This window comes from Tateyamaria armeniaca (assembly GCF_045797845.1).
In the GTDB taxonomy this organism is placed as follows: domain Bacteria; phylum Pseudomonadota; class Alphaproteobacteria; order Rhodobacterales; family Rhodobacteraceae; genus Tateyamaria; species Tateyamaria armeniaca.
Genome location: NZ_JBHDIY010000002.1, coordinates 1518067 through 1541406 on the forward strand (window position 1 = coordinate 1518067; position 23340 = coordinate 1541406).

Annotated in this window: 20 protein-coding genes; 9 read left to right on the plus strand and 11 right to left on the minus strand. The window is 61.7% G+C overall.

The window, feature by feature from the left end; translation table 11 throughout:
- Positions 1–53 precede the first annotated feature (53 nt).
- Together mnmD and ACERZ8_RS07575 are read left to right on the plus strand one after the other, a co-directional pair.
- Positions 54–722, plus strand: coding sequence for a tRNA (5-methylaminomethyl-2-thiouridine)(34)-methyltransferase MnmD (mnmD, locus tag ACERZ8_RS07570; protein WP_407591641.1), 669 nt, complete (start codon positions 54–56; stop codon positions 720–722).
- A complete protein-coding gene (locus ACERZ8_RS07575) occupies positions 719–1588 on the plus strand; it encodes a DMT family transporter (protein WP_407591642.1) in 870 nt (289 codons plus the stop codon). Before mnmD ends, ACERZ8_RS07575 begins: the two co-directional genes overlap by 4 nt.
- On the opposite strand, the gene ACERZ8_RS07580 is transcribed toward ACERZ8_RS07575, so the two are convergent.
- Positions 1562–3523, minus strand: a complete 1962-nt coding sequence (locus ACERZ8_RS07580; RefSeq protein ID WP_407591643.1) for a lytic transglycosylase domain-containing protein — start codon at positions 3521–3523, stop codon at positions 1562–1564. The genes ACERZ8_RS07575 and ACERZ8_RS07580 overlap by 27 nt on opposite strands.
- Positions 3524–3661: 138 nt before the next feature.
- On the opposite strand from ACERZ8_RS07580, the gene dapA reads away from it, so the two are divergent.
- The gene (dapA, locus tag ACERZ8_RS07585) at positions 3662–4534 is read left to right on the plus strand and encodes a 4-hydroxy-tetrahydrodipicolinate synthase (RefSeq protein ID WP_407591644.1); all 873 of its coding nucleotides are present in this window, start codon (positions 3662–3664) and stop codon (positions 4532–4534) included.
- 29 nt (positions 4535–4563) lie between these two features.
- On the opposite strand, the gene ACERZ8_RS07590 is transcribed toward dapA, so the two are convergent.
- Together ACERZ8_RS07590 and ACERZ8_RS07595 are read right to left on the minus strand one after the other, a co-directional pair.
- Complete coding sequence (locus ACERZ8_RS07590; RefSeq protein WP_407591645.1) at positions 4564–5436, minus strand: dimethyl sulfoxide reductase anchor subunit family protein; 873 nt, start codon at positions 5434–5436, stop codon at positions 4564–4566.
- The gene (locus ACERZ8_RS07595) at positions 5436–6212 is read right to left on the minus strand and encodes a 4Fe-4S dicluster domain-containing protein (RefSeq protein WP_407591646.1); all 777 of its coding nucleotides are present in this window, start codon (positions 6210–6212) and stop codon (positions 5436–5438) included. Before ACERZ8_RS07595 ends, ACERZ8_RS07590 begins: the two co-directional genes overlap by 1 nt.
- An 86-nt stretch (positions 6213–6298) precedes the next feature.
- On the opposite strand from ACERZ8_RS07595, the gene ACERZ8_RS07600 reads away from it, so the two are divergent.
- Entirely contained in the window at positions 6299–6943 is a 645-nt protein-coding gene (locus tag ACERZ8_RS07600) for a VPLPA-CTERM sorting domain-containing protein (RefSeq protein ID WP_407591647.1), read from the plus strand.
- Between the two features lie 59 nt (positions 6944–7002).
- Here the strand turns inward: ACERZ8_RS07600 and ACERZ8_RS07605 are convergent, their stop codons facing one another.
- The 7 genes from ACERZ8_RS07605 to ACERZ8_RS07635 all read right to left on the minus strand — a co-directional run bounded on the left by ACERZ8_RS07605 (position 7003) and on the right by ACERZ8_RS07635 (position 16270).
- The gene (locus ACERZ8_RS07605; protein WP_407591648.1) at positions 7003–7218 is read right to left on the minus strand and encodes a hypothetical protein; all 216 of its coding nucleotides are present in this window, start codon (positions 7216–7218) and stop codon (positions 7003–7005) included.
- Positions 7215–10031 carry a molybdopterin oxidoreductase family protein gene (locus ACERZ8_RS07610; protein ID WP_407591649.1) on the minus strand — a complete coding sequence of 939 codons (2817 nt, stop codon included), beginning with the start codon at positions 10029–10031 and terminating at the stop codon, positions 7215–7217. Before ACERZ8_RS07610 ends, ACERZ8_RS07605 begins: the two co-directional genes overlap by 4 nt.
- Complete coding sequence (pta, locus tag ACERZ8_RS07615; RefSeq protein ID WP_407591650.1) at positions 10028–11041, minus strand: phosphate acetyltransferase; 1014 nt, start codon at positions 11039–11041, stop codon at positions 10028–10030. Before pta ends, ACERZ8_RS07610 begins: the two co-directional genes overlap by 4 nt.
- Before the next feature lie 37 nt (positions 11042–11078).
- A complete protein-coding gene (gene xsc / locus ACERZ8_RS07620) occupies positions 11079–12860 on the minus strand; it encodes a sulfoacetaldehyde acetyltransferase (RefSeq protein WP_407591651.1) in 1782 nt (593 codons plus the stop codon).
- Positions 12861–12978: 118 nt separating this feature from the next.
- Complete coding sequence (gene pdxR / locus ACERZ8_RS07625; RefSeq protein WP_407591652.1) at positions 12979–14436, minus strand: MocR-like pyridoxine biosynthesis transcription factor PdxR; 1458 nt, start codon at positions 14434–14436, stop codon at positions 12979–12981.
- A gap of 494 nt (positions 14437–14930) precedes the next feature.
- Positions 14931–15299, minus strand: a complete 369-nt coding sequence (locus tag ACERZ8_RS07630) for a hypothetical protein (protein WP_407591653.1) — start codon at positions 15297–15299, stop codon at positions 14931–14933.
- Positions 15300–15421: 122 nt separating this feature from the next.
- Complete coding sequence (locus tag ACERZ8_RS07635) at positions 15422–16270, minus strand: hypothetical protein (protein ID WP_407591654.1); 849 nt, start codon at positions 16268–16270, stop codon at positions 15422–15424.
- Between the two features lie 297 nt (positions 16271–16567).
- Here ACERZ8_RS07635 and ACERZ8_RS07640 point away from each other — a divergent pair, with 297 nt between their 5' ends.
- Both ACERZ8_RS07640 and ACERZ8_RS07645 read left to right on the plus strand, forming a co-directional pair.
- Positions 16568–16783, plus strand: a complete 216-nt coding sequence (locus ACERZ8_RS07640) for a DUF6434 domain-containing protein (protein ID WP_407591655.1) — start codon at positions 16568–16570, stop codon at positions 16781–16783.
- Positions 16784–16829: 46 nt separating this feature from the next.
- On the plus strand, positions 16830–18233 hold the full coding sequence (locus ACERZ8_RS07645) for a hypothetical protein (RefSeq protein WP_407591656.1): 1404 nt from the start codon (positions 16830–16832) through the stop codon (positions 18231–18233).
- A gap of 37 nt (positions 18234–18270) precedes the next feature.
- Here the strand turns inward: ACERZ8_RS07645 and ACERZ8_RS07650 are convergent, their stop codons facing one another.
- Positions 18271–19665 (minus strand): aminotransferase family protein, encoded by a 1395-nt coding sequence (locus ACERZ8_RS07650; RefSeq protein ID WP_407591657.1) that lies wholly within the window; start codon positions 19663–19665, stop codon positions 18271–18273.
- A 395-nt stretch (positions 19666–20060) separates the two neighbouring features.
- On the opposite strand from ACERZ8_RS07650, the gene ACERZ8_RS07655 reads away from it, so the two are divergent.
- The 3 genes from ACERZ8_RS07655 (at position 20061) to ACERZ8_RS07665 (ending at position 23249) form a co-directional block, all read left to right on the plus strand.
- The gene (locus ACERZ8_RS07655; protein ID WP_407591658.1) at positions 20061–21068 is read left to right on the plus strand and encodes a taurine ABC transporter substrate-binding protein; all 1008 of its coding nucleotides are present in this window, start codon (positions 20061–20063) and stop codon (positions 21066–21068) included.
- 112 nt (positions 21069–21180) lie between these two features.
- Positions 21181–21987 carry a taurine ABC transporter ATP-binding protein gene (locus ACERZ8_RS07660; RefSeq protein WP_407591659.1) on the plus strand — a complete coding sequence of 269 codons (807 nt, stop codon included), beginning with the start codon at positions 21181–21183 and terminating at the stop codon, positions 21985–21987.
- Complete coding sequence (locus ACERZ8_RS07665; RefSeq protein WP_407591660.1) at positions 21984–23249, plus strand: ABC transporter permease; 1266 nt, start codon at positions 21984–21986, stop codon at positions 23247–23249. Before ACERZ8_RS07660 ends, ACERZ8_RS07665 begins: the two co-directional genes overlap by 4 nt.
- Positions 23250–23340: the final 91 nt, after the last annotated feature.

Sequence of the window (23340 nt, forward strand, 5' to 3'; positions counted from 1 at the left end):
ATCCTTCCGCCAATGTCGCGCAGCGCTTTGCGTTTCACTTACAAGGACAGACGATGCAGGACCAGCGGGCAGAACTGGAATGGCGCGATGGTGCGGTACCGGTGTCGCTGCGGTTTGATGACCCGTATTTCAGCCTTGAGAACGGTCTGGCCGAGACCCGGCATGTGTTTCTGGGCGGCAACGACCTGCCCGCGCGGTTTCGCGACGGGTTTGCGATTGCCGAACTCGGGTTTGGTACCGGGCTGAATTTCCTGACCACGTGGGCGGCTTGGCGCGCGGCTGGCATGACGGGCAGGTTTCATTTCACCAGTTTTGAGGCCTATCCGATGGACCGCGCTGACATGGCCGCCGCCCTTTCCGCTTTTCCCGAACTTGCACCGCTGGCCGAGGCATTGATCGACCGGCTGGGCAGTGATGGGTGCGCGCAGTTCGACGATGCAACGCTGACCGTCATCATGGGTGATGTGCGCCAGACCCTGCCTGACTGGAAGGGTCGCGCGGATGCATGGTTTCTGGATGGGTTTTCGCCCGCAAAAAACCCCGAGATGTGGGGGGCGGACCTGATGGTCGAGGTGGCGCGCCATACTGCCGCCCGCGGCACGGTTGCGACCTATACGGCGGCAGGGTTTGTCCGCCGGGGGTTGGAAGCAGCAGGCTTTGACGTGTCGCGCGTGCCCGGGTTCGGGCGCAAACGTCACATGACCCGCGCCATTTTGCGATGAGTGCGGGCAATAACACGCGCCTTGGCATCACGCTGATGATTGCCACTTCGGTTGTCTTTGCCGCGCAGGACGGCGTGTCGCGTCATCTGGCGGCGGAGTACAACGTCTACATGGTCGTGATGATCCGGTACTGGTTCTTTGCGGCCTTCGTCATCGCCGTCGCGTCCCGCAGGGCGGGTGGGATCATCGCGGCGGCGCGCACATCGCGTCCGGTGATCCAGATGACACGCGGGGCGCTGCTGGCGGCGGAAATCTGCGTTATGGTCACAGGGTTCACCATCCTGGGGCTGGTCGAAAGCCACGCGGTCTTTGCCGCCTATCCGCTGCTGGTGGCCGCCCTTTCGGGCCCCATTCTGGGCGAGCGTGTCGGGTGGCGGCGCTGGGTGGCCATCGGGGTCGGTTTTATCGGTGTGCTGTTTATCCTCAAGCCCGGGCTGGGTGTGTTCAATCCGGCGGCCATCATCCCGCTGATCGCGGCGATCATGTTTGCCACCTACGGCCTGCTGACCCGTTACGTGGCGCGGGACGACACCACCGCCACCAGCTTTTTCTGGACCGGCACGGTGGGGGCCGTGGGGATGACGGCCGTGGGTCTGTGGTTTTGGGAGCCGATGAGCAACACGGACTGGATGTGGATGGGCACGCTGTGCATCACCGGATCGCTGGGCCACTGGCTGCTGATCCGCTGTTACGAAGTCGCCGAGGCGAGCGCCGTTCAGCCGTTTGCCTATTTTCAGATGGTGTTTGCGGCAGGCGTCGGTATCGCCGTCTTTGGCGAAGCCTTGGAGGTCAATGTCGCGGTGGGTGCGCTGATTGTCGTGGCGGCGGGTCTGTTCACCCTATGGCGTGAACGGCAGCAGGGTTGAGCCGGTCAGTTCCGCGCTGAACGGGATCGGCAGGGCATCGCGGCCCAGACGCGCGCGGTAGATCGGCAGGCTTTCAGCGACCCGCATCACGTAGTTACGGGTTTCGCGGAACGGGATGTGTTCGATCCAGTCGATCATGTCGAAATCGTCCGACCCATTGCGCGGATCGCCATACAGCGTCATCCAGCGGATCGGTCGGCTGGGCCCGGCATTGTAGGCGGCGGACATCAGCACCACGTTGCCGCCAAACCGCCCCGCCAACTGGCTGAGGAAGGTCGCACCCAGTTCGGCATTGTACACCGGATCGGAGATCAGCCTGCCCGTGCTGTGATCCGCGCTGCGCCCGAGGGATGCTGCCACTTCCTTGGCCGTGGCGGGCATGATCTGCATGAGGCCGCGCGCCCCGACGCCGGATTGAACGGCAGGATCAAATTCGCTTTCGCGCCGGGCGATGGACAGGTTCATTTCCGGGGCCATGGGCAAATCCGCCTTAGCCAGCGGATGGAGGGGGTAGTAGGGCGCGTGCAGGGTGATGCCGCGCTGGGCCACGCGCTTGGCGATCATCACGGCAAGGTGGGGTTGATCCATGTCTATGGCGGCTTGGCCCAACTGCCCGGCGTCTTCACGCTCAAGGCTTTCGGCGAGGTGCGTCCAGAAGCGTTCGGCCACGCTGAGGTCGCCCGAGGCTTGCAGGAGCATCCCGGCCTCGAACAGATCACGCTCTGCAAGCGCTGAGTCGCGCCAGTCGGGAAAGGATTCTGATCCGTCCAGATCCGGGTCTGTCGGCAGGGCGGCGCGTTCGGCGGCCAGCAATCCATAAAACGACGTCTGGTATTGAGCGCCTTCGGTATAGGCGGCGAGAGCCTCGGTTTCCTGCCCCATTGCTTCATGCGCCCGCCCGATCCAGTACCCGGCCCGCCCGCGCGAAATCGGGGACCGTGTCGCGTCGCGGTGGGCCTGAAAATGCCCCAGCGCCAGTTCTGGATCGTCCAGTTTGCGCAGGGCGATATACCCCGAAAGCCATTCCAGATCGGCGAAACTGGACCCCGATGTCAGGAAATGCTGAGAGGCCAGTTGATAGGCGCGCATGGCGTCGCCGTCCCGCATTTCATCGCGGGCCATGGCGCGGCGGCGGTTGGCCCATGCCTCGGGTCGCCCCAACGTCTCTGCCGAGGCTGACCGTTCCAGCAGCAACGCCTTGGCATCGGCCCACCGCCCCTTGCGGATGCGCCATTCAAAGCGGTCATGGGCAAGTCCGGGGTCATTCTGAAGCGCCTCTGGCACGGCCTCGATCCGTGCATCGACATTGCCTGCGCGGGCCTGCAGGGCGATGCGCGCTCGGGCCAGCGCAACCTGACCCTCGGGCAACAGGTCGAACATGTTTTGCGCATTATCCCGCGCCCCGTCCCAAAGCATTGCAGCCACCCGTGCGCTATGATGCGGGGCCAGAAGATCGCGGTAGAGCGAGACGTAAAGCGCCTGTGTCGGTGCGCGCATCGGCAGGGTGCGCCACGCCATGACCACGCTGGCCTGCGCCTCGCCATCATTGCCCGCCTCGATCTGTGCGGCGGCGTAATCCAGAACGCCGGTGGCAGTTTGCGGCGGCGAAGCGCTGTAAAACGCGCGAATGGCCTCTGCCCCGGCGGCCGCGACGGCGGGTTCAGAGCGGCGGCGCAGATAGTCCTCGCCGGGCCAGTCCGGGCGGCGATCCAGAAAGGCGATGATGTCGGTGTAACTGCCGCGTCCGGCGCGCAGGCGGTGCCATTCTATAACGTCTGCGGCGACGGGGCCGTCGCGTGCGGCGAGTGTTGCGGCCACGTTCCAGTCGCCGTTCCGCATCGCCTCCATCGCCCAGCCCAAGGGGCGCGGACGCTCGGCCCAAGCGGACACAACCATCAGGAAAAGCGCGATCAGGGCGGCGGCAAAACGGCTCATCTCTTGCAATTCCCGTGTGTGCATGGCTAGAGGCACATAGCTTATCCCGGCACGGTGACGTTTCAACTGAACTTTCCGGGATCGGCGATAAATCATCCCAGGCCCTCTGCCTGCCACACGTAAAAAAGGAGCGTGAGAATGTTAAAAGGTTCTATACCTGCCCTCGTCACGCCGTTTCGTAACGGCGCTTTGGATCTGGAAACCCTCAAGAAGCTGGTCGAGTGGCATATCGAACAGGGCAGTCATGGGCTGGCCCCCGTAGGCACCACAGGTGAAAGCCCGACGCTGAGCCACGAAGAGCATGAGACCGTCATTGAAACAGTTGTGAAAACTGTTGCGGGCCGCATTCCGGTGATTGCCGGGGCCGGGTCCAACAACACCGCCGAAGCGGTCCGTTTTGTGCAGTTTGCCAAGAAAGTGGGCGCGGACGCCGCACTTGTCGTGACCCCTTATTACAACAAGCCGACCCAGCGCGGGTTGATCGCGCATTACGAGGCGCTGCACGACTGCGCCGACATCCCGATTGTGATCTACAACATCCCGCCGCGGTCTGTGATCGACATGACCCCGGCCACAATGGGTGAGTTGGCCAAACTGCCGCGCATCATCGGGGTCAAGGACGCAACGGGCGATCTGGCGCGTGTCAGTTTTCAGCGGATGTCGTGTGGCAAGGATTTCATCCAGCTTTCGGGCGAGGATGCCACCGCGCACGGGTTCAACGCCCAGGGCGGCACCGGCTGCATCACCGTCACGGGCAACGTGGCGCCCAAACTGCTCAGCCAGATGCAGGAGGCTTGCCTTGCCGGGGACTATGCCACGGCGCTGGATATTCAGGACAAGGTGATGCCGTTGCACAAGGCAGTGTTCACCGAACCCGGGCTGGCCGGTGTCAAATACGCGATGTCCCGTCTGGACCTGTGTTCAGACGAGGTGCGCCTGCCGCTGACCACGCTGACGGATGAGACCAAGGCGCTGGTCGATGATGGGTTGCGTCACGCCGGTTTGATGTAAGGCTGGTGGGCATTCTGCCCACCATTGCTTCAGCGTTTGCCGTAGTAGAGGCCGACCACATGTTCGGCCTCTGCAAAGAACAGCCAGCGGGAGGCCAGAGCGCCTGCTACGTGGCTTGCCACGGCCAGCGCGATAAGCCCATGCGAGAACGGCGGCAGCAACAGCAGGATCGGCACCCCCGCCATCAGCACGATCGAGATGATCCGCACCTTCTGGCTGTGCTTGCGCCCCACGGTGAAGGCAAATTCCTTGAGCAGATAATTGGTGCCGGTATGGGGCGGTTCGAACGCGCGCACGTCACCGCGTGGCCCCAGCCCGGTGGCCGTCGCCAGCGTCGTGCCCGAACGTGCCAAAGCGCCGTCGCCCTGCGCCCAAAGGATGATCTGGGCCACCCCTGCGATGAGAAGCAGGATGATCGCCCACGGTTCCTGCCCGGACAGCAGCGCCCCGGCGGCCAGCGAATAGCTGAGGAACATCACGGGCGTCAGCGGTGAATTCCAGCGCGGTATGGTCTTGAGCTGGGTGTAGATCATTGACGTCGTGAACACGGTCAGCACCGAAAACACCGACCCGATCAGGCCCAGCAGGGTCCATCGTTGGTCAAAGAACACAAGGCCAAGCCCGTAGAGACCCATGGTGATCAGGGCGATGACGGCGCACCACCCTTCGCGGCTGAGCCATGACGAGCGCCATTGCGTGAACGCCTTGAGGGCGCGTTCGGGGTGGCCAAGGTGGAAGGTGGACGAGATCAGCCCGCCCACTGCTGCAAGATAGGCGATGACGAAGAACGCAAAGGCGGTCCAGCCGGTGACAGCCGGAAAGCCGAGCCCAAGAAAGGTCAGTAGGCCGAAGCCAATGCCGCTGAACACGGTGAAGAATATGACGGACGGAGCGGGATGCATCAGATCTTCTCCAGCGTTTTGTCGAGCCAGCCGAGAAAGCCTTTGGCCTCTTGCGCCACGGGTTCGAGGTAGGGGGCGAGGATGTCGATATCGCCTGCAGGTGCGGACAGCGTGTCCTTGGGGCGTGGCGGCAGGTATTTGTTCACCGGTTTGGTGCCCTGTTCCGGCATCAGGTTCATGCCGCCGCGTTCGGCCGTCAGCTTGGACACGTTGCTGTCGGGATCGGCAAAGTCGCCGAAATGGCGCGCGCCTGCAGGGCAGGTCCGCACGCAGGCGGGTTCGCGGTCAATCTCGGGCAGGTTTTCGTTGTAGATGCGGTCGACGCAGAGCGTGCATTTTTTCATCACCTTTTCGACCGCGTCCATTTCGCGGGCACCGTAAGGGCAGGCCCATGCGCACAAGCCGCAACCGATGCAGTCGGATTCGTTGACCAGCACGATGCCGTCCTCGACCCGTTTGTAGCTGGCGCCCGTGGGGCACACGGTCACGCAGGGCGCGTCGTCGCAATGCAGGCAGGATTTGGGGAAATGGATCAGTTGCGCCTCGGGCGCGGGCTGTTCGCTGGTCGGCTTGGGCTGCACCTCGTAACTGTGCACGCGGTTGAGGAACGTGCCGGATGGGTTGGCCCCATAGGCATCCGTGTCCGACAGGGCGGCCCCGTAGTTTTCGGTATTCCAGCCCTTGCACGAAATCACGCAGGCATGACAGCCGACACAGGTGTCGAGGTCGATCACCAGTCCGAGCTTTTTCTGGGTGGAGGTGGGGAGTGTCGTCATGTGCTGATGTCCTTCACCTTGCGCGATTGGTGAGTCGCGAAATTCGTGCTACGGTTGCGCTGTTGTAAATCGAAAGGATTGTTTGAATGTATTTGAAAGCAGTTGCCGTTTGTGCGGCTTTGACCCTTGCAGGCGCTGGCGCACAGGCCATGACCCTCACCGAAAATTTCAACGACGGGACGCTGAACGGTTTTGGCGTGATCAACGGTGGTGCGGGCAGTGTCATCAACGGTGGACCTGGTGGTGCCAGCGATCCGTATTTGTCGGTCGTCGATACGGCGAGCGGTTTTATGGCCGTGACCTTTGGTCCGGAATGGGTCGGTGATCTGAGCGCCTTTGATGGTGCTGCGTTTTCCGTTGACTACATCCAGACGGCACAGGCCGCTGGCGGTTACATCGAAAGTTTTGGTCAACTGCTGTTGACAGGCGCGGGCCGCACGATTGGTGCCGATGTGATCCTGAATGATCCGACGGCCACGTGGCAGTCCGCTTCGGCCACCCTCACCGCGTCGCTGTTCGGTGTGAGCCAGTCGATCTGGGAAGACGTTCTGGCCGATGTGACAGAGTTCGCCATCCGCGCCGAAAGCTGGAGCAATCCAAGCGAGACGGTCGGGTTTGACAATTTCTCGCTGGTTGGTACGGCGCCGCCTGCCGTACCCCTGCCTGCCGGTGGTGTCTTGTTGCTGACGGGACTGGGCGCGCTGGGTCTGTGGCGTCGTCGCCGGACCTGAGGCACACATCCGGGGCGGCATCACAGCCGTCCCGTTCCAGTTGAGGGGCCGATGGGCGATCATGCGTCCATGGTCCGCATCAAATCCGAACTGACCGGTGCCGTGGCAGGCGCAAAGCGCACAGCAATCGCGCCCGCGATGATGCTGTCGCCGGGGGCCATCCCGATGGGCTGCGTCTTGTCCTTGTCCCAGTTCGCGATGAACCAGATGAACAGGCCAACCGCAATGCCGACAAAGGCCAGAATGGCCAACAGGGTGCGCTGGATTCCCGTCACTTGCCCACCTTCCACACCAGATCGCCCGGGTCCTTGCCGACGGGGGATTCGATCGCGGGCAGGCTGGGTTGGCTTTCTGCCGGAGCCTCTGCCTTTTCAACCCGCACCTTGAGGTCGAACCAAGCGGCCTGACCCGTGATCGGGTCGGAATTTGCCCACCGCAGCCCGTCGCCCTTGGGCGGCAGCAATTCGTGGATCAGGTGGTTGAGCAGGAACCCCTTGGTCGCCTCGGGCGCGTTTTCATCCAGAGCCCAGGCGCCTTTGCGCTTGCCGATGGCGTTCCACGTCCAGACTGTGTTTTCGTTGAGCGCCGCCATTTCCAGCACCGGAACGGTGATTTCCCCATGCGGCGACGTCACGCGGGCCCAGTCGCCGTCAGCGAGGTTGTTTTCACGCATCAGCCTGGTTGGCAGATACAGCGGATTGTGCCCGTGCAACTGGCGCAGCCACGCGTTTTGTGACCCCCAGGAGTGGTACATCGCCATCGGGCGCTGGGTCAGCGCGGTGATCGGATAGTCGTCGACCTTGTTTTCAGGGGCCGGATCGTACCAGATCGGCAGCGGGTCCATCGTGTCCTTGATCCGCTGGCGCAGATGGTCGGGTGGCTGGCGATCGCCGTGACCTTCGGCGGCCAGTTGGAAGCGACGCAGCGGTTCGACATAGAGGGAGAACAGGTAGGGCTGTGGGCTGTCATACAGGCCCATTTCGACGGCCCAGTCCTGATAGGCGGCGTTCCAGGGTTTGTAGTAATTCGCCCCGTCCGGAATGTGTTCGACGAAGAAGCCGCCGTTCTTGATATAGCTGTCAAGTTGCCCTTCGTTCACGCCGCCGCGCCCTGATGTCAGCCCCTTGTCGCCCATGCGCCAGCCTGCAAGCGGGCCAATGCCGGGGCGGCGTTCGTGGTTGACGATGTAGTCTGCGTAATCGGCGTATTTCTGGCTGCCGTCTTCGTTGGTGAAGGCGGGCAGGTTCAGCTTGGCCCCCAACTCGCACAGCACGGATTGGAACCCGCGCACATCGCGGTCGGGTTCAATCACCGGCCAGCGGATCGCGTCGGCGGCGGCATCGGCCTCGCAGATCGGGCGGTCGAGCAGTGAGATACAGTCGTGGCGTTCCAGATAGGTCGTGTCGGGCAGGATCAGGTCGGCATAGGCGACCATCTCGGAACTGTAGGCATCGGAATAGATAATCCGTGGGATCACGTATTCGCCGCTTTCGTCCTTGTCCGTCAGCATCTTCATTACGCCGCCGGTGTTCATGGAGGAGTTCCACGACATGTTGGCCATGTACATGAACAGCGTGTCGATCTTGTAGGGGTCGCCCGCATAGGCGTTCGAGATCACCATGTGCATCAGCCCGTGGCTGGACATCGGGTTTTCCCAGGTGAACGCCTTGTCGATGCGCGCGGGCGTGCCGTCTTCTTTCAGCGCCAGATCGTCGGGGCCGTGGGTAAAGCCGAGGTGCGGGCCGTTGAGCGGCGCGCCCTTGGTGACGCCCACGTGGGGTTTCGGGTGCGCGGTCGCAGGTTTGGGGTAGGGCGGTTTGAAGCGGAAACCGCCGGGCACTTCGACGCTGCCCAGCAGGATTTGCAGAACGTGCAGGGCGCGGCAGGTCTGGAACCCGTTGGCATGGGCCGAAACCCCGCGCATCGAGTGGAAGGAGACCGGGCGGCCCTGCATTTTCTTGTGCGTCTCACCGCGAAAGTCGGTCCATTCCTGGTCCAGCTCGAACGCCTCGTCAAAGGCGACGCGCGCAATTTCGGCGGCCAGTGTGCGGATGCGTTTGGCCGAGATGCCAACACGTTCGGCCACTGTTTCGGGGGCATATTCGTCGGTCAGATACCGTTCGGCCATGTGCTGCATGACGGTCCGGTGGCTGATGCCCGCCTTGCGGTGCGTGGCTACCAGATCGGGTTTCACGCCTTTCTGGTCAAACGGCGTCAGCTTGCCGGTCTTGCGGTCCATCACCAGTTCTTTGCCGTTCTCATCGCGCAGCAGCAGACCGAACTCAGGCGACTTTTCGTCACCATTCACGAGGCAGGGCGCGTTGGTGAACTGGGCGAGGTAATTCAGGTCGATCTTGCCCGCTTTCATCAGGCAATGGACGAGGGACAGGATGAACAGCCCGTCGGTACCGGGGGTGATGCCCACCCAATCGTCGGCCACGGCGTTATAGCCTGTGCGGATCGGGTTCACCCCGATCACACGCGCGCCGCGCGCCTTGATCTTGCCGATGCCCATCTTGATCGGGTTGCTGTCGTGATCCTCTGCGACGCCAAACAGCATGAACAGCTTGGTGTGGTCCCAGTCGGGCTGGCCGAATTCCCAGAACGCGCCGCCCATCGTGTAGATGCCCGCCGCCGCCATGTTGACCGAACAGAATCCGCCATGCGCGGCGTAGTTGGGGGTGCCATAACTTTGTGCCCAGAGCGAGGTGAAGGATTGGGACTGGTCACGGCCTGTGAAAAACGCCAGCTTTTCCGGGTTTTCCTTGCGCACAGGTTCCAGCCAGTCGGTTGCGATCTGCAACGCTTCGTCCCAGCTGATTTCCTCAAACGCGCCGGACCCGCGCGGGCCAACCCGTTTCAGCGGGGCCTTGAGGCGCGAGGGGGCGTTGATCTGCATGATGCCGGCGCTGCCCTTGGCACACAGCACGCCCTTGTTCACCGGGTGATCGCGGTTGCCCTCGATATAGGCGACCTTGCCCGACTTGAGATGCACGTTGATGCCACAGCGGCAGGCGCACATGTAACACGTGGTTTTGCGGACCTCGTCAGACACCTTGGGCGACAGATCAAGTTTGGGCTGGGTCATGTGCGCTCCTTGAGGGCTGCGGCTTGCAGGGCGGTGACGGCGATCATGTGGACCACATCATCGGCAGTGCACCCACGTGACAGGTCATTGGCGGGCTTGGCAAGGCCTTGCAGCACGGGGCCGATTGCCATACACCCGCCGATCCGCTGCGCAATCTTGTAGCCGATGTTGCCTGCATCGAGATTGGGAAAGACCATGACGTTGGCGTGGCCTGCCACATCCGACCCTTTGGCCTTGCTGGACCCGACGCTTGGGACAAAGGCGGCGTCGAACTGCAATTCGCCGTCGGCCGCAATATCGGGGTGGTTGGCGCGCAAATGTTCCAACGCATCCGTGACCTTGGTCACGGCGTCATGGCGCGCGCTGCCCTTTGTGGAAAAGGACAAAAGCGCTACCTTGGGGGTCTCGGCCATAAGCGCCCGGCAGGATGCGGCGGATTGCGCGGCGATGGCGGACAGTTCGGTGGCGGACGGGTCGATCACCAACCCGCAGTCGGAAAAGATCATGGCCCCGCGCCCGGACGGGTGCCCCTTGGGCAGCGCCATCAGGAAAAAGCTGGAGACCAGGGGCGCGTCGGCTGCCTTGCCGATCACTTGAAGTGCCGCGCGCACCGTGTCCGATGTTGTGGCGACGGCTCCGCCGACGGTGCCATCGGCGTGGCCCAGACGTACGAGCATCGCAGCAAAGACAAGAGGGTCACGTGCCTGCTTTTCCGCAACCTCGTGGGTGACGCCCTTGTGCTGGCGGAGTTCAAAATAGGTGCGTGCGACATGATCTGTATGGGGGGAAATGGCCGGATCTGCGATTTGCAGCGCGCGGGACGGTGCGGCACCAATGGCGGTCAATTCTCGGGTGACTGTGTGCGTGTCGCCGACCAGCGTGATCCGGCCAAGGCCCGCCGCGACCGCCTGAACGGCGGCGGAGACAATGCGCGGATCGAACCCCTCGCTCAGCACGATATGCGCAGGATGGGCCGCTGCGCGCGACTGGAGATCGTCCAGCACGCTCATGCGGCCCATCCATTTGGTTTGCTCGGATCCACGAAGGCTATGCGCCCACTTGCTGACGCATGTCGTCCTTGCTGATCCCGGCCACGGCGACAGGTTTCTTCATCGCGTCGCGGCGGAACGGATCACCCAGTTCCTGGTTGATCATCGCCTCGATCAGCGTGGTGACACCGTTTTCCATCTGGTCCTTGATCGCCTGCGCCAATGCCTCGGTCAGTTCGTCCTGGGTGCGGGCGACAACGCCTTTCAGACCACACGCCTTGGCGATCCCGGCATAGGAGACATCCTCGTCCAGCTCGGTGCCGACAAAGTTGTCGTCAAACCACAGGGTCGAGTTCCGCTTTTCCGCGCCCCACTGGTAGTTGCGGAAGACGATTTGCGTGATGGCGGGCCAGTCGCCACGGCCGATGGCCGTCAACTCGTTCACCGAGATCCCGAATGCACCGTCGCCGGCAAATCCGACAACCGGTGTGTCTGGCTTGCCGATTTTCGCACCCACGATGGACGGCAGGCCATAGCCACAAGGGCCGAACAGGCCGGGGGCCAAATACTTGCGGCTTTCGTTGAACGAAGGATAGGCGTTGCCGATGGCGCAGTTGTTGCCGATGTCGGACGAGATGATCGCCTCGACAGGCAGCGATTTCTGGATCGCGCGCCATGCCATGCGGGGGGACATCCAGTCAGGCTTGGCCGCGCGGGCCCGCACGTTCCAGTCGGTGCCGGGATCGTCCTGTTCCTCGTTCATCGAGGTCAGTTCCTGCGCCCATGCCGATTTGGTTGTCGCGATGGTGTTCTTGCGGTCCGACCGGTTGGTGTCGCCTGCGTCATCGGCAAGGCGTTCCGTGATGCCTTTGGCGACCTTGGCCGCATCGCCCACGATGCCCACGGTGACCTTTTTGGTCAGGCCGATGCGGTCGGGGTTGATGTCGACCTGAATGATCTTGGCGTCTGTGGGCCAGTAATCAATGCCGTAGCCCGGCAATGTCGAGAACGGGTTGAGGCGTGTGCCAAGGCACAGCACGACGTCGGCCTGCGCAATCAACTGCATCCCCGCCTTTGAGCCGTTGTAGCCCAAGGGACCAGCAAACAGCGGGTGGTTCCCGGGGAAGGCGTCGTTGTGCTGGTAGCCGACGCAGACAGGCGCATCCAGCTTCTCGGCCAGAACGCGCGACGCTTCGATACCGCCGACGGACAGGACAGCGCCCGCGCCGTTCAGGATCACGGGGAATTTGGCAGAGGACAGCAGGTCGGCGGCGTTTTGCACGGCCTGCTCACCACCTTGCGGCAGTTCGAAGTCCACGATGGCGGGCAGGTCGACATCGATTACCTGGGTCCAGAAGTCACGCGGGATGTTGATCTGGGCGGGACCGGAGGCGCGCTTGGCCTGCATGATCACGCGGTTCAGGGTTTCGGCGATGCGCGAGGGATCGCGGACTTCTTCCTGATAGGCCACGCAGTCGGCAAACAGGTGCATCTGCTCCATCTCCTGGAAACCGCCCTGACCGATGGTCTTGTTGGCGGCCTGCGGGGTGACCAGCAGCAGCGGCGTGTGGTTCCAGTAGGCGGTTTTGACGGCGGTGACGAAGTTGGTGATGCCGGGGCCGTTCTGCGCGATCATCATGCACATCTTGCCAGTGGCGCGGGTAAAGCCGTCTGCCATCATGCCACCCGAAGTTTCGTGGGCGCAGTCCCAGAACTTGATACCCGCGTCGGGGAAGATGTCGGAAATCGGCATCATGGCAGAGCCGATGATTCCGAAAGCATTATCGATCCCATGCATCTGCAGCGTTTTAACAAAGGCTTCTTCGGTGGTCATTTTCATGACGGCGCTCTCCCAAATGAAAAGGGGGCGTCAGAATCGCCCCGGGTGTGTTGCAGTTACGGTAGTCGGCGACGACAAGAGGCGTTAGGGCCAGTTGAAATCGCCGTTTAGGTCCAGACTAGGATTCGACAGCTTTTGCGATGCGGGCGATCCCTTCGGTGATGCGGTCAGACTGGATCGAGGAATAACCCAGGCGGTAATAGTTGCGCGGCGTGTCCTGTCCCGAAAAGAACGCGTTGCCCGGTTCGATCAACACACTGGCCTCTTGCAGGTCGAGCGCGAGCTGGCGTGCGTCCTTGTGTGCGGGTGCGCGCATCCAGAAGGACGACCCTCCAAAACCGCCCAGTCCCGCGATTTCGAGCCCGTGCGCGTCTATGGCTGCCTGCATGGCGGTGCGGCGGCGGTGCAGGGCTGCGCCCATCTTGCGGATTTGTGCATCATAGTGCCCCATCGACAGGAAATAGGCCGCAGTCCGCTGGATGTGTCCCGGCGGATGGCGCAGCACAGAGGCGCGCAAGGCACGCGCCTCGCGGATGAACGGTTCTGAACCCACGAGAAAGCCCAGACGCAGCCCGGGAAACAGGGATTTGGAAAAGCTGCCCACGTAGATCACGCGCCCGTCCACATCCATCGATTTGAGCGCGGGCGAGGGGCGTTCCAGAAAGGACATTTCGAACTCGTAATCATCCTCGATCACAAGCGCATCAAGGGCGCGCGCGCGGTCCAGCAGGTCCTGCCTGCGCTCCATCGGCATGGTCGATGTGGTCGGGCACTGATGGCTGGGTGTGGCAAAGATCACGTCGACCTGCGGTGGGATTGCATCGGGCGGCAACCCCTTCTGATCCACCCTGACCGGGGCCATATGGCACCGGGATTGCGTAAGAATTTCGCGCAAGGCCGGATAGCAGGGATCTTCGAACGCGGCAGTACGACGCTGGGTCAGCAGCACCTGCGCTGTAAGCCACAGGGCGTTCTGCGCCCCCATGGTGATGAGGATCTGATCGGCATTTGCGCTGATCCCGCGCCGCGGCAGCGTGTTGCGCTGAATGAACTCGATCAGTTGCGGGTCGTCGCGGTCATAATAGTCGGCCGTCAGCGCCGAAAAGTCGCGCTGCCCCAGCGCCTGCAACGCGCATTGCCGCCAGTTGGCGTGATCAAACAGTTGCGGGTCCGTTTGTCCGTAGATGAAGGCATAGCGAAAGCGCGCCCAGTCCTTGGGTTTGCTGAGGGTGCGCCCGCCCGAAAACCGCTGGCCGATGGCGCGGGTCCAGTCGACGGATTCGGCGGCCATGGGCTGTGGCTGATAGACCGGAGGGACCGGCGCATTGTCCGAGACATAGTACCCTGAACGCCCGCGTGCCGTCAGATAATCCGAGGCAACCAGTTCCGTATAGGCCAGCGTGACGGTAATGCGGCTGATGCCCAGATGCGCGGCGAGTTTGCGCGTGGATGGCAGCTTTTCCCCGGTGCCGAAGCGGCCCGACAGGATGCCGTGCGCGATCATCTGCTGCACCTGGCTTTGAAGGGTGCCCTGGTGGTTGGGGGACAGGAAAAAGGTTTCTATGGGCAGAGCCATGGTGCAACCTTAATCTGGCATTACTGCTATTTCAATCTGGTATTATTTGCGACCGAATGCCAAGGCGATGCGCAGTTCAAGCACATCGACCGCATCATGTTTCACTCATTAGTGGGACAATTTGTATCAATAAACTACAGAAATGCAATCTCTTCTTTTGGGATGGAGGCGATGTCGGGTGCGAGAGCCGGTTGGCGGATCATGCGACCCCATGCCCTCGCCTCGGCAGGATGAGGGAGGATGGGTGCAGCAAATTGGGTCGGATCGGGCTGAAAGCGCACACCGGTGCAATAGGCAAGTGGCGCTGGGCTGCGAAACTGAAGGGGTGCAATTGTATTCTGGGGGTGGCTCAGGTCATCACATATGGGCCAATCGGGTTGCGGCGCTGGCACAGGAAGGAGTGCGTCATTCAGTTGGTCGCCAACTGCCGCATCTACCTACGGAAGCATGCAAGCACTGCTGCAACTATCCGTCTCAGGCACAGTCTAAGCAGACTATTCTGAGGCCAGTGCCTTGATCTGTTCCGCGGCCTCGTCGGCGGGCACAAACTGGTCCGGGCGTTTCACTGCAAACAGGCCCGCACGCTCTGTCGCTTGCAGATACCACAGCCCGGCTTGCCCGTCTGCAATCAACACGTCCGCGCTGGAGACAAGCCCACCGGGCCGTGTCGGGGCCAGTATGACCGCGACGGTGTCGCCGTCTGCCGTACCTTTGAACACCTTGTCGATGCTCACAGTGCCGATGTTTTGAAGGTTGCCTGACCCAGCGATCTCTTCGCTCACCCGGCCCGTCAGGACGCCTGAAACGATCAGGTCGGCCTGTGCGGCGACCTCGGCAGGTGTGCGGTATTCCCAGTCAGCCACGGCTGCCCCTCCTGATGTGACAACCGCCAGACTGATTAGGACAGGCGCAAGAAGCCGTGTGAGCTGCGGGATACTTTTTGCTTTTAGGGTCAAAGGTGTATCCTGCATATCGTTGGCGACCCTCAGGCCGCCTTCTTTTTCGCGCGGCGTCCGTATGTGCCCAGACCTGCGCAGACGGCAAGCAAAGCCCAGCCCATGGCAGGCAGTGGCACAGGCTCCGGTGCGGTTGTGACATCGCGCAGGCCGACCGAACCGATCAACTGGCCGAATTTCGCATATGTGAATTCTCGATCCAGCACCCGCTGGCTGCTTGGCATCGACGTCGCGCCCGAGCCCATGACGCCCCATGCGGATTGGCCGGGGTTTACGGCTTGGGCACCAGCGTGTTCAAGAGACAGCGTGTGTGCAATTTCGTGTGACGTTGTGCCTGCGATCAGATTGAAGAGTTGGTCGTTGTCAGCCGCGAGCCCGGCAATGCTGGAAATTGCGTCAGTGTAGATGGATCCGACGACGTCGCCACTGGTCACACCGAAATTGGGACCGAACCCTGCCGCATTGCGTACGCAGCTCAGGCAGGCTTGGCCGAACAGACCCGGATTGGCTGGAACGGCCGTTCCAATTTGCATGAAGAAGTAGTCGGTGTCTCCGTTCGTCGGTGCGCTGCCGATGCTGCCAATCTCGAAGTCGATGTCCAGTTCCTGGCCGACGGGCAGCGGGCTGCTTGGGTTGAGACCTACCGTTGGGTAGCTGCGGAAATGCTCGGTCACTGTGTTCAGGACGCCCAGCTTGATTTCCGAGTCCGTCAGGCCGGAAAAGCCGAACGGGCTGGAATTGAACGCGTTGGTTGTCGATCCGAAAATGTCGGAGCTGCCAACCGTGTCAAAATCGAGAACAAAGGTAAGAGCCGAGGCTGGTGTCGCCAAGGCCATGACGACGCACGTCGCCGCCGCTTTCAAAAAATTGGATTTCATCGGTCTCTCCTAATCACTTTTTGTCAAATGCCTTTCCCGCGCGGGGTATCCCCCACGAAGCATGTATATCACATTTTTGTCAGGGAACGGTCGTCAAATCAATCATCTTGGCTCATGTGACGGGGATTCAGGCGATTTTTATTCAATATTTTTCGACATTTGGACCTAATCCACTCGTAAGTGACCGACTGTCCCCGATCTGAACTGCTCCGCCTTTGTGCTATACATTGGCGATCGACTCACCGTCGGGGCGCATTCAGCGCATGGCGGTGATGCGCACATCAAGCCGGAGGCGGGATGAGTTTCGACTGGCACAGCGATGCGATCACGCGGGAGACACCTGTCACCGCGACCTATCGCAACACCCAGAACGTGCGCCGTTTTCTGATCAACGCCTGCGGTGCTGAGTTCAAGTTCGATCGTGCCTTCATGGCGTGGATCAAGGATGGAACACCGCGCACCATGGGCGATGTCGCGGATGAATGGCTGCGCCGACACCGGTCGCGTTCGTAACCCCACAATGCTTGCACGGATCAGTTGAACTGTCGCAGGATGCGGCATGGGCAAGCATCTGTCATTTTGGATCGGTTTCTTTGCTGCCGCGCTGTTGGTGGTACCGGTTGCTGCTGCGATCATGGGCGTGGCCGAAGAGCGGCTGCGCGATGTCGCCATCGCCATTTTCGCGGCTGTGGCGGCACTGGTCGTCGTGCTGGTGGTTGTGCTGTTCTTTCGCGACGGCATTTTGCGTCGTCTGGTCGGGCGCAGCGAGGCGACGCTGGAGGATGTGAGCGGATCGCTCGTCGATGCGGTCACCGCCGCCAGCAAGGGCGATACCGATACCGCCGCCACCCATGCCCGCGCCCTCGTGCAAAGCGGGGTGGGCTGGTACACGTGGTCGAATTTCTACCGCTGGGTGATCGGCACCGCGCTGGGCCTGCTGCTGGCCTTTGGCGCATTTGTCGGCACGGTGCTGCTGTTCGAGCAGACGCGCACGCTGCGGGTGCAGACCGAACGGATTGGCGAGCAGACGGATTTGATGACCGCGCAGACCGCGCTGATGGAGGCGCAGACCGAGCGGTTGCGCGAGCAGACCGAAGCGGCGGCGATGCAGAACGAGATCCTGATGCTGTCGCTGGTCAGCGATCTCCGTGCGCGTCTGTTGGCCAGCGCGCGCGAGGTCACCCTGCAAGAGGCGATGCGTCAGGTGCAGTTCCAATTGCCGCCGAGCGCGCGCCTGCAGAACGCGGGGCGCAGTTGCGAGGTGTCGCTGAATGTCGACACCACGATGACTTATCCGCCCAACCGCGCCACCCTGTTTGCGATCCGCGCGCTGGCTGGCAGGGGACAGTTGGGCGAACAGATCAAAGAGGCGCTGTTGATCCTGTTGGTCGATGATGAACCCGCGGTGGTGTTGGGGGCCGCGAGTGTTCTGAGCGCGCTGGACGTCGGGCCGCCCCTGAACGTCATTCAGATGGACCGGGTCGTGGTCGACGAGCTGAACCTGCGCGGCGGGTGGAATTTGCGGTTCACCAACAGCATCGTGCAGGGGCTGCGCTGCGCGGAGTGTCGGGTCGAAATCTACCGGTCCCTTGTGCATCTGGACCGAACCGAGCGGGTGCTCGGCAACCTGAATTTCGAGATCTACGGCACGCCCCCGTTTTTCAACCGCTACAGGGTGCTGGATGATCTACCGGTTTTAGCCGAGCTGGCCGAAACCATCATCGGCAACGAGGTCGGGGGCATTTCCGAGGAATATCAGCTGCGGCTGCGCACGGGGGCGGAGCGTATTTCGGACCTGCGCCCGTTTCTCAATCCATTGGCTGGTGCGCACAATGCGGGTGCGCCCATGACTATGCCGGAACGGCAGTGCGGGGCGTTGAAGCAGTTCGCCGATGGCGGCGCACTGTTTCTGTATGGGCCTGTGACGGAGGATCCGCCCAGCGGTGCGGTGCTGGATTTTTGACCGGTTGGGCCGCGCGTGGTGGCGCGGCCCGCAGATGTCAGCCGAACACGTCCGTCAGTGCAGTGTCCACCGCCCCCACGATGTGATCGATGTTGTCCGTGGTCGCGATCAGCGCGGGCGAGAAGCACAGCGTGTTGTTCCGACCGGGCAGGGAGCGGTTGGTCGCGCCGATAATCACTGCCTGTTTCATGCAGTTGCCGACCACTGCCTGTACCATCTTTTCATCCGCAGGTTCGCGGCTGTCGCGGTCCTTGACCAGTTCGGCGCCCAGGAACAGGCCCTTGCCGCGCACCTGCCCGATGACTGCGTGGCGGTCTTGCAGGGCGCGCAGCTGGTCGAGCATGTAGTCGCCCATTGCGACCGTGTTGCCCAGCAGGTCTTCGTCCTCGATGATCCGCATGTTTTCGATGGCCGCTGCGGGCCCGGCCGTGCAGCCGCCAAAGGTCGAGATATCCCGGAAATAGTTCATGTTGTCCGAGGTGTCGTCCTTGAACATGTCGAACACGTCGTTCGTGGTGACCATGCAGGCGATGGCGGCGTATCCCGAGGCCACCCCTTTGGCCATCGTCACGAAATCGGGTTTGATGCCATAGTGCTGGTAGCCGAACCATTCGCCGGTCCGACCCACGCCGCAGACAACCTCGTCGATATGCAGCAGGATGTCATATTTCTCGCAAATCTCGGCAACACGCGGCCAGTAGCCATCGGGTGCCTCGATCACGCCGCCGCCTGCGGTGACCGGCTCAAGGCAGAGCGCGCCCACGGTGTCGGGGCCTTCGCGCAGGATGATGGCTTCGATCTGGTCGGCGGCCCATTCACCATAGTTTTGCTCAGGTGCGCCGTCTTGCTCGTGCTTGCGGTATTCAAGGCAATGGGGCACGCGCACGAAACCGGGGGTGTAGGGCCCGTATTGTGCGTTGCGTTCGTCCTGACCACCCGCGCTCAGACACGCGATAGTGGTGCCGTGATAGTCGCGGTCGCGGTAGAGGATCTTGTGCTTCTTGCCGCCGTATTTCTTGTGCGCGATCTGGCGCACCATCTTGAAGGCTTTCTCGTTCGCTTCGGAGCCGGAGTTGCAGTAATAGACGCGGTCCATGCCGGGCATCTTGGTCAGCAGCTTTTCAGCGAACAGCGCGCCGGGGATCGAGCCGGTGGTGCCGCCAAAGAAGTTCATCTTGACGATGGCATCGCGCACTGCGTCGCCGATGGTTTCCCGGCCATAGCCGACATTGACTGTCCAGACCCCGCCGGACACTGCGTCGATATGCTCAATGCCCTTCTGATCCCAGACTTTGATTCCCTTGCCTTCGACAATGATCTTGGGGTCCGCGCCGGTAAAGAACGGCTGGTGCTGGATCAGGTGATGCCACACATTTGCGCGATCTGCTTCGATCACACGGCTGATGTCGTTTTCGTTGAACGTGCCGTCCATGGGCTGCAAACCTTTCGATGAGAGGCGGGGCCAGTGTTCAAAAGGCGTTTGGCCGCCGCGCTGTCCCATAATCGCTGAGAATCTAGTCATAGCAATAGGGCCAGTTTGGGGGCGTAAATAAAGCCAGTTTTAGCCGATCAGGGCGTCTTTTTGATGGGTGTTTCGCCCAAATCGCCTTATTTTCAGGCACCTGTCACGATTTTCGATTCATCAAATGTACAGATTAATGCATCCGCAATGTAACAGTTTCTCCGAATAAACATTGATCCTAGGCGCATTATCGGCTCGGATCGCGCCAGCGCCGCAAGGCATAGCGCGCGAACAGAGGCGGACCACCGCCCGAAACCTTATCAAACGTGCGGCCCTCGGGCTGCGTGAACCACGGGAGTAAACGTATGACCTTCAAATCCAAGCTGATGGGTGCAGTTGCAGCCACCGCAATGCTGGCAGGCGCACAGGGCGCAGTTGCAGCAGGCCACGGCGGCGAAATCACAGTTGCCTATTTCCTCGAATGGCCGATGCCATTCCAGTTCGCCAAAGAGACCGGCATGTACGAAGAAGCCATGGGCGGCACCAAGATCAACTGGGTGAGCTTTGACACCGGCACGGCGATGTCTGCTGCCATGGCGTCGGGCGACGTTCAGATCTCGGTCAGCCAGGGCGTGCCACCCTTCGTTGTTGCCGCATCTGCGGGCCAGGACATCCAGATCGTTGACGTGGCCGTGTCCTATTCGGAAAACGACAACTGCGTGGTGAACGCGTCGCTGGAAATCGACAAGGACTCTGCCGGCGAACTGGCAGGCAAGAAAGTCGCCGTGCCACTGGGCACCGCCGCGCATTACGGCTTCCTGAGCCAGATGAACCACTTTGGTGTGGACGTGGCCAGCCTTGACGTCGTGGACATGGCCCCTGCGGAAGGTGCTGCGGCACTGGCGCAAGGCGCTGTCGACATGGCCTGTGGCTGGGGTGGCGCGCTGCGTCGCATGAAAGAATCCGGCAACATCCTGCTGACCGGCGCGGAAAAAGAAGCGCTGGGCATTCTGGTGTTTGACGCGACAACGGCACCCGCCAACTTCATCGCCGAAGAAGGCGAACTGCTGAGCCAGTTCCTGGCCGTCACAGCCGAAGCGAACGCGATGTGGGCTGATGAGGCAAACCACGCCAAAATGCTGCCTGTTATCGCCAAGGACGCGGGTATGGACGAAGACGCCACAGCCGAAACGCTGGCCGGCTTCGCCTTCCCGACTGTCGAAGAGCAGTTGAGCGATGCATGGCTGGGCGGCACGGCTGCATCCTTCATGAAGGGTGTTGCGGATGTGTTCGTGCAGTCCGGGTCGATCGACTCTGCACTGGACAGCTATGAAGGCACTGTGAACACAGCACCTTTGGCAGCCGTCAACTAAGATCATGATTGAGGGCTCGTGTGCCATGCGCGCACGGGCCCTTTTTCTCTCCGAGGCGGGGTGACCCTCGCCGAACCGGGTGCATCAGCACCTAAGCGACAGGTGGGAACCGATGTCCGGACTATCAATCCAAAGTATTTCGATGCGCTTTGATCTGCCAGATGGCGGGCATGTTCAGGCGTTGCAAGACGTCTCGCTTGACCTCAAGGCGGGCGAATTGCTGAGCGTGCTGGGCCCGTCGGGCTGTGGCAAGACAACGCTGCTGAACATCGTTGCGGGATTTCTTGCGCCCACGGGTGGCAAGATGATCCTGAACGGTCACGAGATCAACGGCCCCGACGCCGAACGTGGCATGGTGTTCCAGCAAGGTGCGCTGTTTGAATGGATGTCGGTGCGCGAAAACGTCGGCTTTGGCCCCTCGATGAAAGGGATGCCCAAGAACGACAAGCACGAGATTGTCGATCACCTTCTGGATGTTGTCGGTCTGCAGGATTTCAAGGAAAAGGCCGTGTACGAATTGTCCGGCGGCATGCAGCAGCGCGTGGCCCTGGCCCGCTGCCTTGCCAACGATCCGGACGTGATCCTGATGGACGAACCGCTGGGCGCGCTGGATGCGCTGACCCGTGAAAAGATGCAGTCCCTCGTCCTGAAGCTTTGGAAAGAGACCGGCAAGACGATCATCCTGATCACCCACTCGGTCGAAGAGGCGTTGCTGCTGGGCGAGCGGTTGCTGGTCATGGCCCCGCGCCCTGGCCGCATCCACAAGGAATATCGCCTGCCCTTTGCCGAGATGGGTGTCGATGCCGATCTGCGCGAGGTCAAGAAGCATCCAGAGTTCGGTGAGCGCCGCGAGGAAATCCTGGGCATGATCTGGGATATGGAAGAAGAAATTATGGGCCGCACGGAGGCAGCGACATGATCCCGTTCCTGATATACGTCGCGATCTTTGTCATCGCCTTTTTCGTGGTCAAGGCCGTTGCCCAACGCTCGGCCATTTCCGATTACGGCTCTCTCAAGACTGTCACCTTTGGCGATGAAAGCGCGGTCACCCCAAACCGCGCGGCCAGCGTGATATCCATTCTCACCATCTTCCTGTTGTGGGGCATGTTCACAGGCTCGTCCCTGTTGCCGGGTTTCCTGCACGCCCCCGGCCCGTTCGAGGGCGAAGGCACGTTTGAATACACGGCACAGGCCGGAAACGAGCGCGACACCGCCATGGTGACCGTGGTTGTGCATCCCATCGACGAACCCACAGAAGCCCCCGAAGTTGCGCCCGGGGACGGGTGGGCCAAGGACGATTCCGTTGCCATCGGCATGTGGCGGTCCGGATTGCTGCGGGTTGACCGCAATGACGAGATTGGCCGCGGCGACGGCGCCGAGATCATAGAGATCAACGGCGAACCCGTGCGACCCGGCGGCTCTGTCGATGTTGGCTGGGGCACGGTCAATATTTCCGACAAGGGCACGCCCAACATTCAGCCCAACAAGGGCTGGCAGATGGAACCGATCTGGTTGCCCGCGCCCGAGGCCGTTGTCGTGCGCATTGGCGAGATCGCCAGCGAAGGCTTTCGCGGCTCTACCTTGTGGGAGCACTTGGGCTATTCCCTGTTCCGCGTGATCGTCGGCTTTTTCTTTGGTGCGCTGGTGGGCATTCCGCTGGGCTATGCCATGGGTCTGAGCAACTGGTTCCGGGGCTGGTTTGACCCCATCGTGGAATTCATGCGCCCGGTGCCGCCCTTGGCGCTGATCCCACTGGTGATCATCTGGGCGGGGATTGGTGAGACGGGCAAGATCATCCTGCTGTTCCTTGCCGCCCTGTGGATCATGGCCATTGCCGCGCGGTCCGGGGTGTCGGGCGTCAAGATTTCCAAGGTCCATGCCGCCTATTCCCTTGGTGCATCCAAAGCGCAGATCATGCGCCACGTGATTGTCCCCAATTCATTACCCGAGATTTTCACCGGCGCGCGCGTCGCGATGGGGGTCTGTTGGGGCACGGTTGTGGCCGCAGAACTGGTCGCTGCCGAACAGGGCGCGGGCATGATGATCATGGTCGCCTCAAAGTTCCAAAACACCGACATCGTGATCATGGGGATTATCCTGATCGGGGTGATCGGGTTTGGCATCGACATGCTGATGCGCTGGGCCGAACGCGTGCTTGTTCCCTGGAAGGGCAAGGGCTGACGTCTGCCATCACCCGCCAATTCAAAACGGCACCTTCGGGTGCCGTTTTTTGTGTGTTGGATCGTGCTGGCCAAGTTCTGCGCGCGCCACT

Excerpts from the sequence above, each read along its gene's own strand:
- mnmD (WP_407591641.1), top strand. The coding sequence starts at position 54 with ATGCAGGACCAGCGGGCAGAACTGGAATGGCGCGATGGTGCGGTACCG.
- ACERZ8_RS07575 (WP_407591642.1), top strand. The coding sequence starts at position 719 with ATGAGTGCGGGCAATAACACGCGCCTTGGCATCACGCTGATGATTGCC.
- ACERZ8_RS07580 (WP_407591643.1), bottom strand. The coding sequence starts at position 3,523 with ATGAGCCGTTTTGCCGCCGCCCTGATCGCGCTTTTCCTGATGGTTGTG.
- dapA (WP_407591644.1), top strand. The coding sequence starts at position 3,662 with ATGTTAAAAGGTTCTATACCTGCCCTCGTCACGCCGTTTCGTAACGGC.
- ACERZ8_RS07590 (WP_407591645.1), bottom strand. The coding sequence starts at position 5,436 with ATGCATCCCGCTCCGTCCGTCATATTCTTCACCGTGTTCAGCGGCATT.
- ACERZ8_RS07595 (WP_407591646.1), bottom strand. The coding sequence starts at position 6,212 with ATGACGACACTCCCCACCTCCACCCAGAAAAAGCTCGGACTGGTGATC.
- ACERZ8_RS07600 (WP_407591647.1), top strand. The coding sequence starts at position 6,299 with ATGTATTTGAAAGCAGTTGCCGTTTGTGCGGCTTTGACCCTTGCAGGC.
- ACERZ8_RS07610 (WP_407591649.1), bottom strand. The coding sequence starts at position 10,031 with ATGACCCAGCCCAAACTTGATCTGTCGCCCAAGGTGTCTGACGAGGTC.
- pta (WP_407591650.1), bottom strand. The coding sequence starts at position 11,041 with ATGAGCGTGCTGGACGATCTCCAGTCGCGCGCAGCGGCCCATCCTGCG.
- xsc (WP_407591651.1), bottom strand. The coding sequence starts at position 12,860 with ATGAAAATGACCACCGAAGAAGCCTTTGTTAAAACGCTGCAGATGCAT.
- pdxR (WP_407591652.1), bottom strand. The coding sequence starts at position 14,436 with ATGGCTCTGCCCATAGAAACCTTTTTCCTGTCCCCCAACCACCAGGGC.
- ACERZ8_RS07635 (WP_407591654.1), bottom strand. The coding sequence starts at position 16,270 with ATGAAATCCAATTTTTTGAAAGCGGCGGCGACGTGCGTCGTCATGGCC.
- ACERZ8_RS07640 (WP_407591655.1), top strand. The coding sequence starts at position 16,568 with ATGAGTTTCGACTGGCACAGCGATGCGATCACGCGGGAGACACCTGTC.
- ACERZ8_RS07645 (WP_407591656.1), top strand. The coding sequence starts at position 16,830 with ATGGGCAAGCATCTGTCATTTTGGATCGGTTTCTTTGCTGCCGCGCTG.
- ACERZ8_RS07650 (WP_407591657.1), bottom strand. The coding sequence starts at position 19,665 with ATGGACGGCACGTTCAACGAAAACGACATCAGCCGTGTGATCGAAGCA.
- ACERZ8_RS07655 (WP_407591658.1), top strand. The coding sequence starts at position 20,061 with ATGACCTTCAAATCCAAGCTGATGGGTGCAGTTGCAGCCACCGCAATG.
- ACERZ8_RS07660 (WP_407591659.1), top strand. The coding sequence starts at position 21,181 with ATGTCCGGACTATCAATCCAAAGTATTTCGATGCGCTTTGATCTGCCA.
- ACERZ8_RS07665 (WP_407591660.1), top strand. The coding sequence starts at position 21,984 with ATGATCCCGTTCCTGATATACGTCGCGATCTTTGTCATCGCCTTTTTC.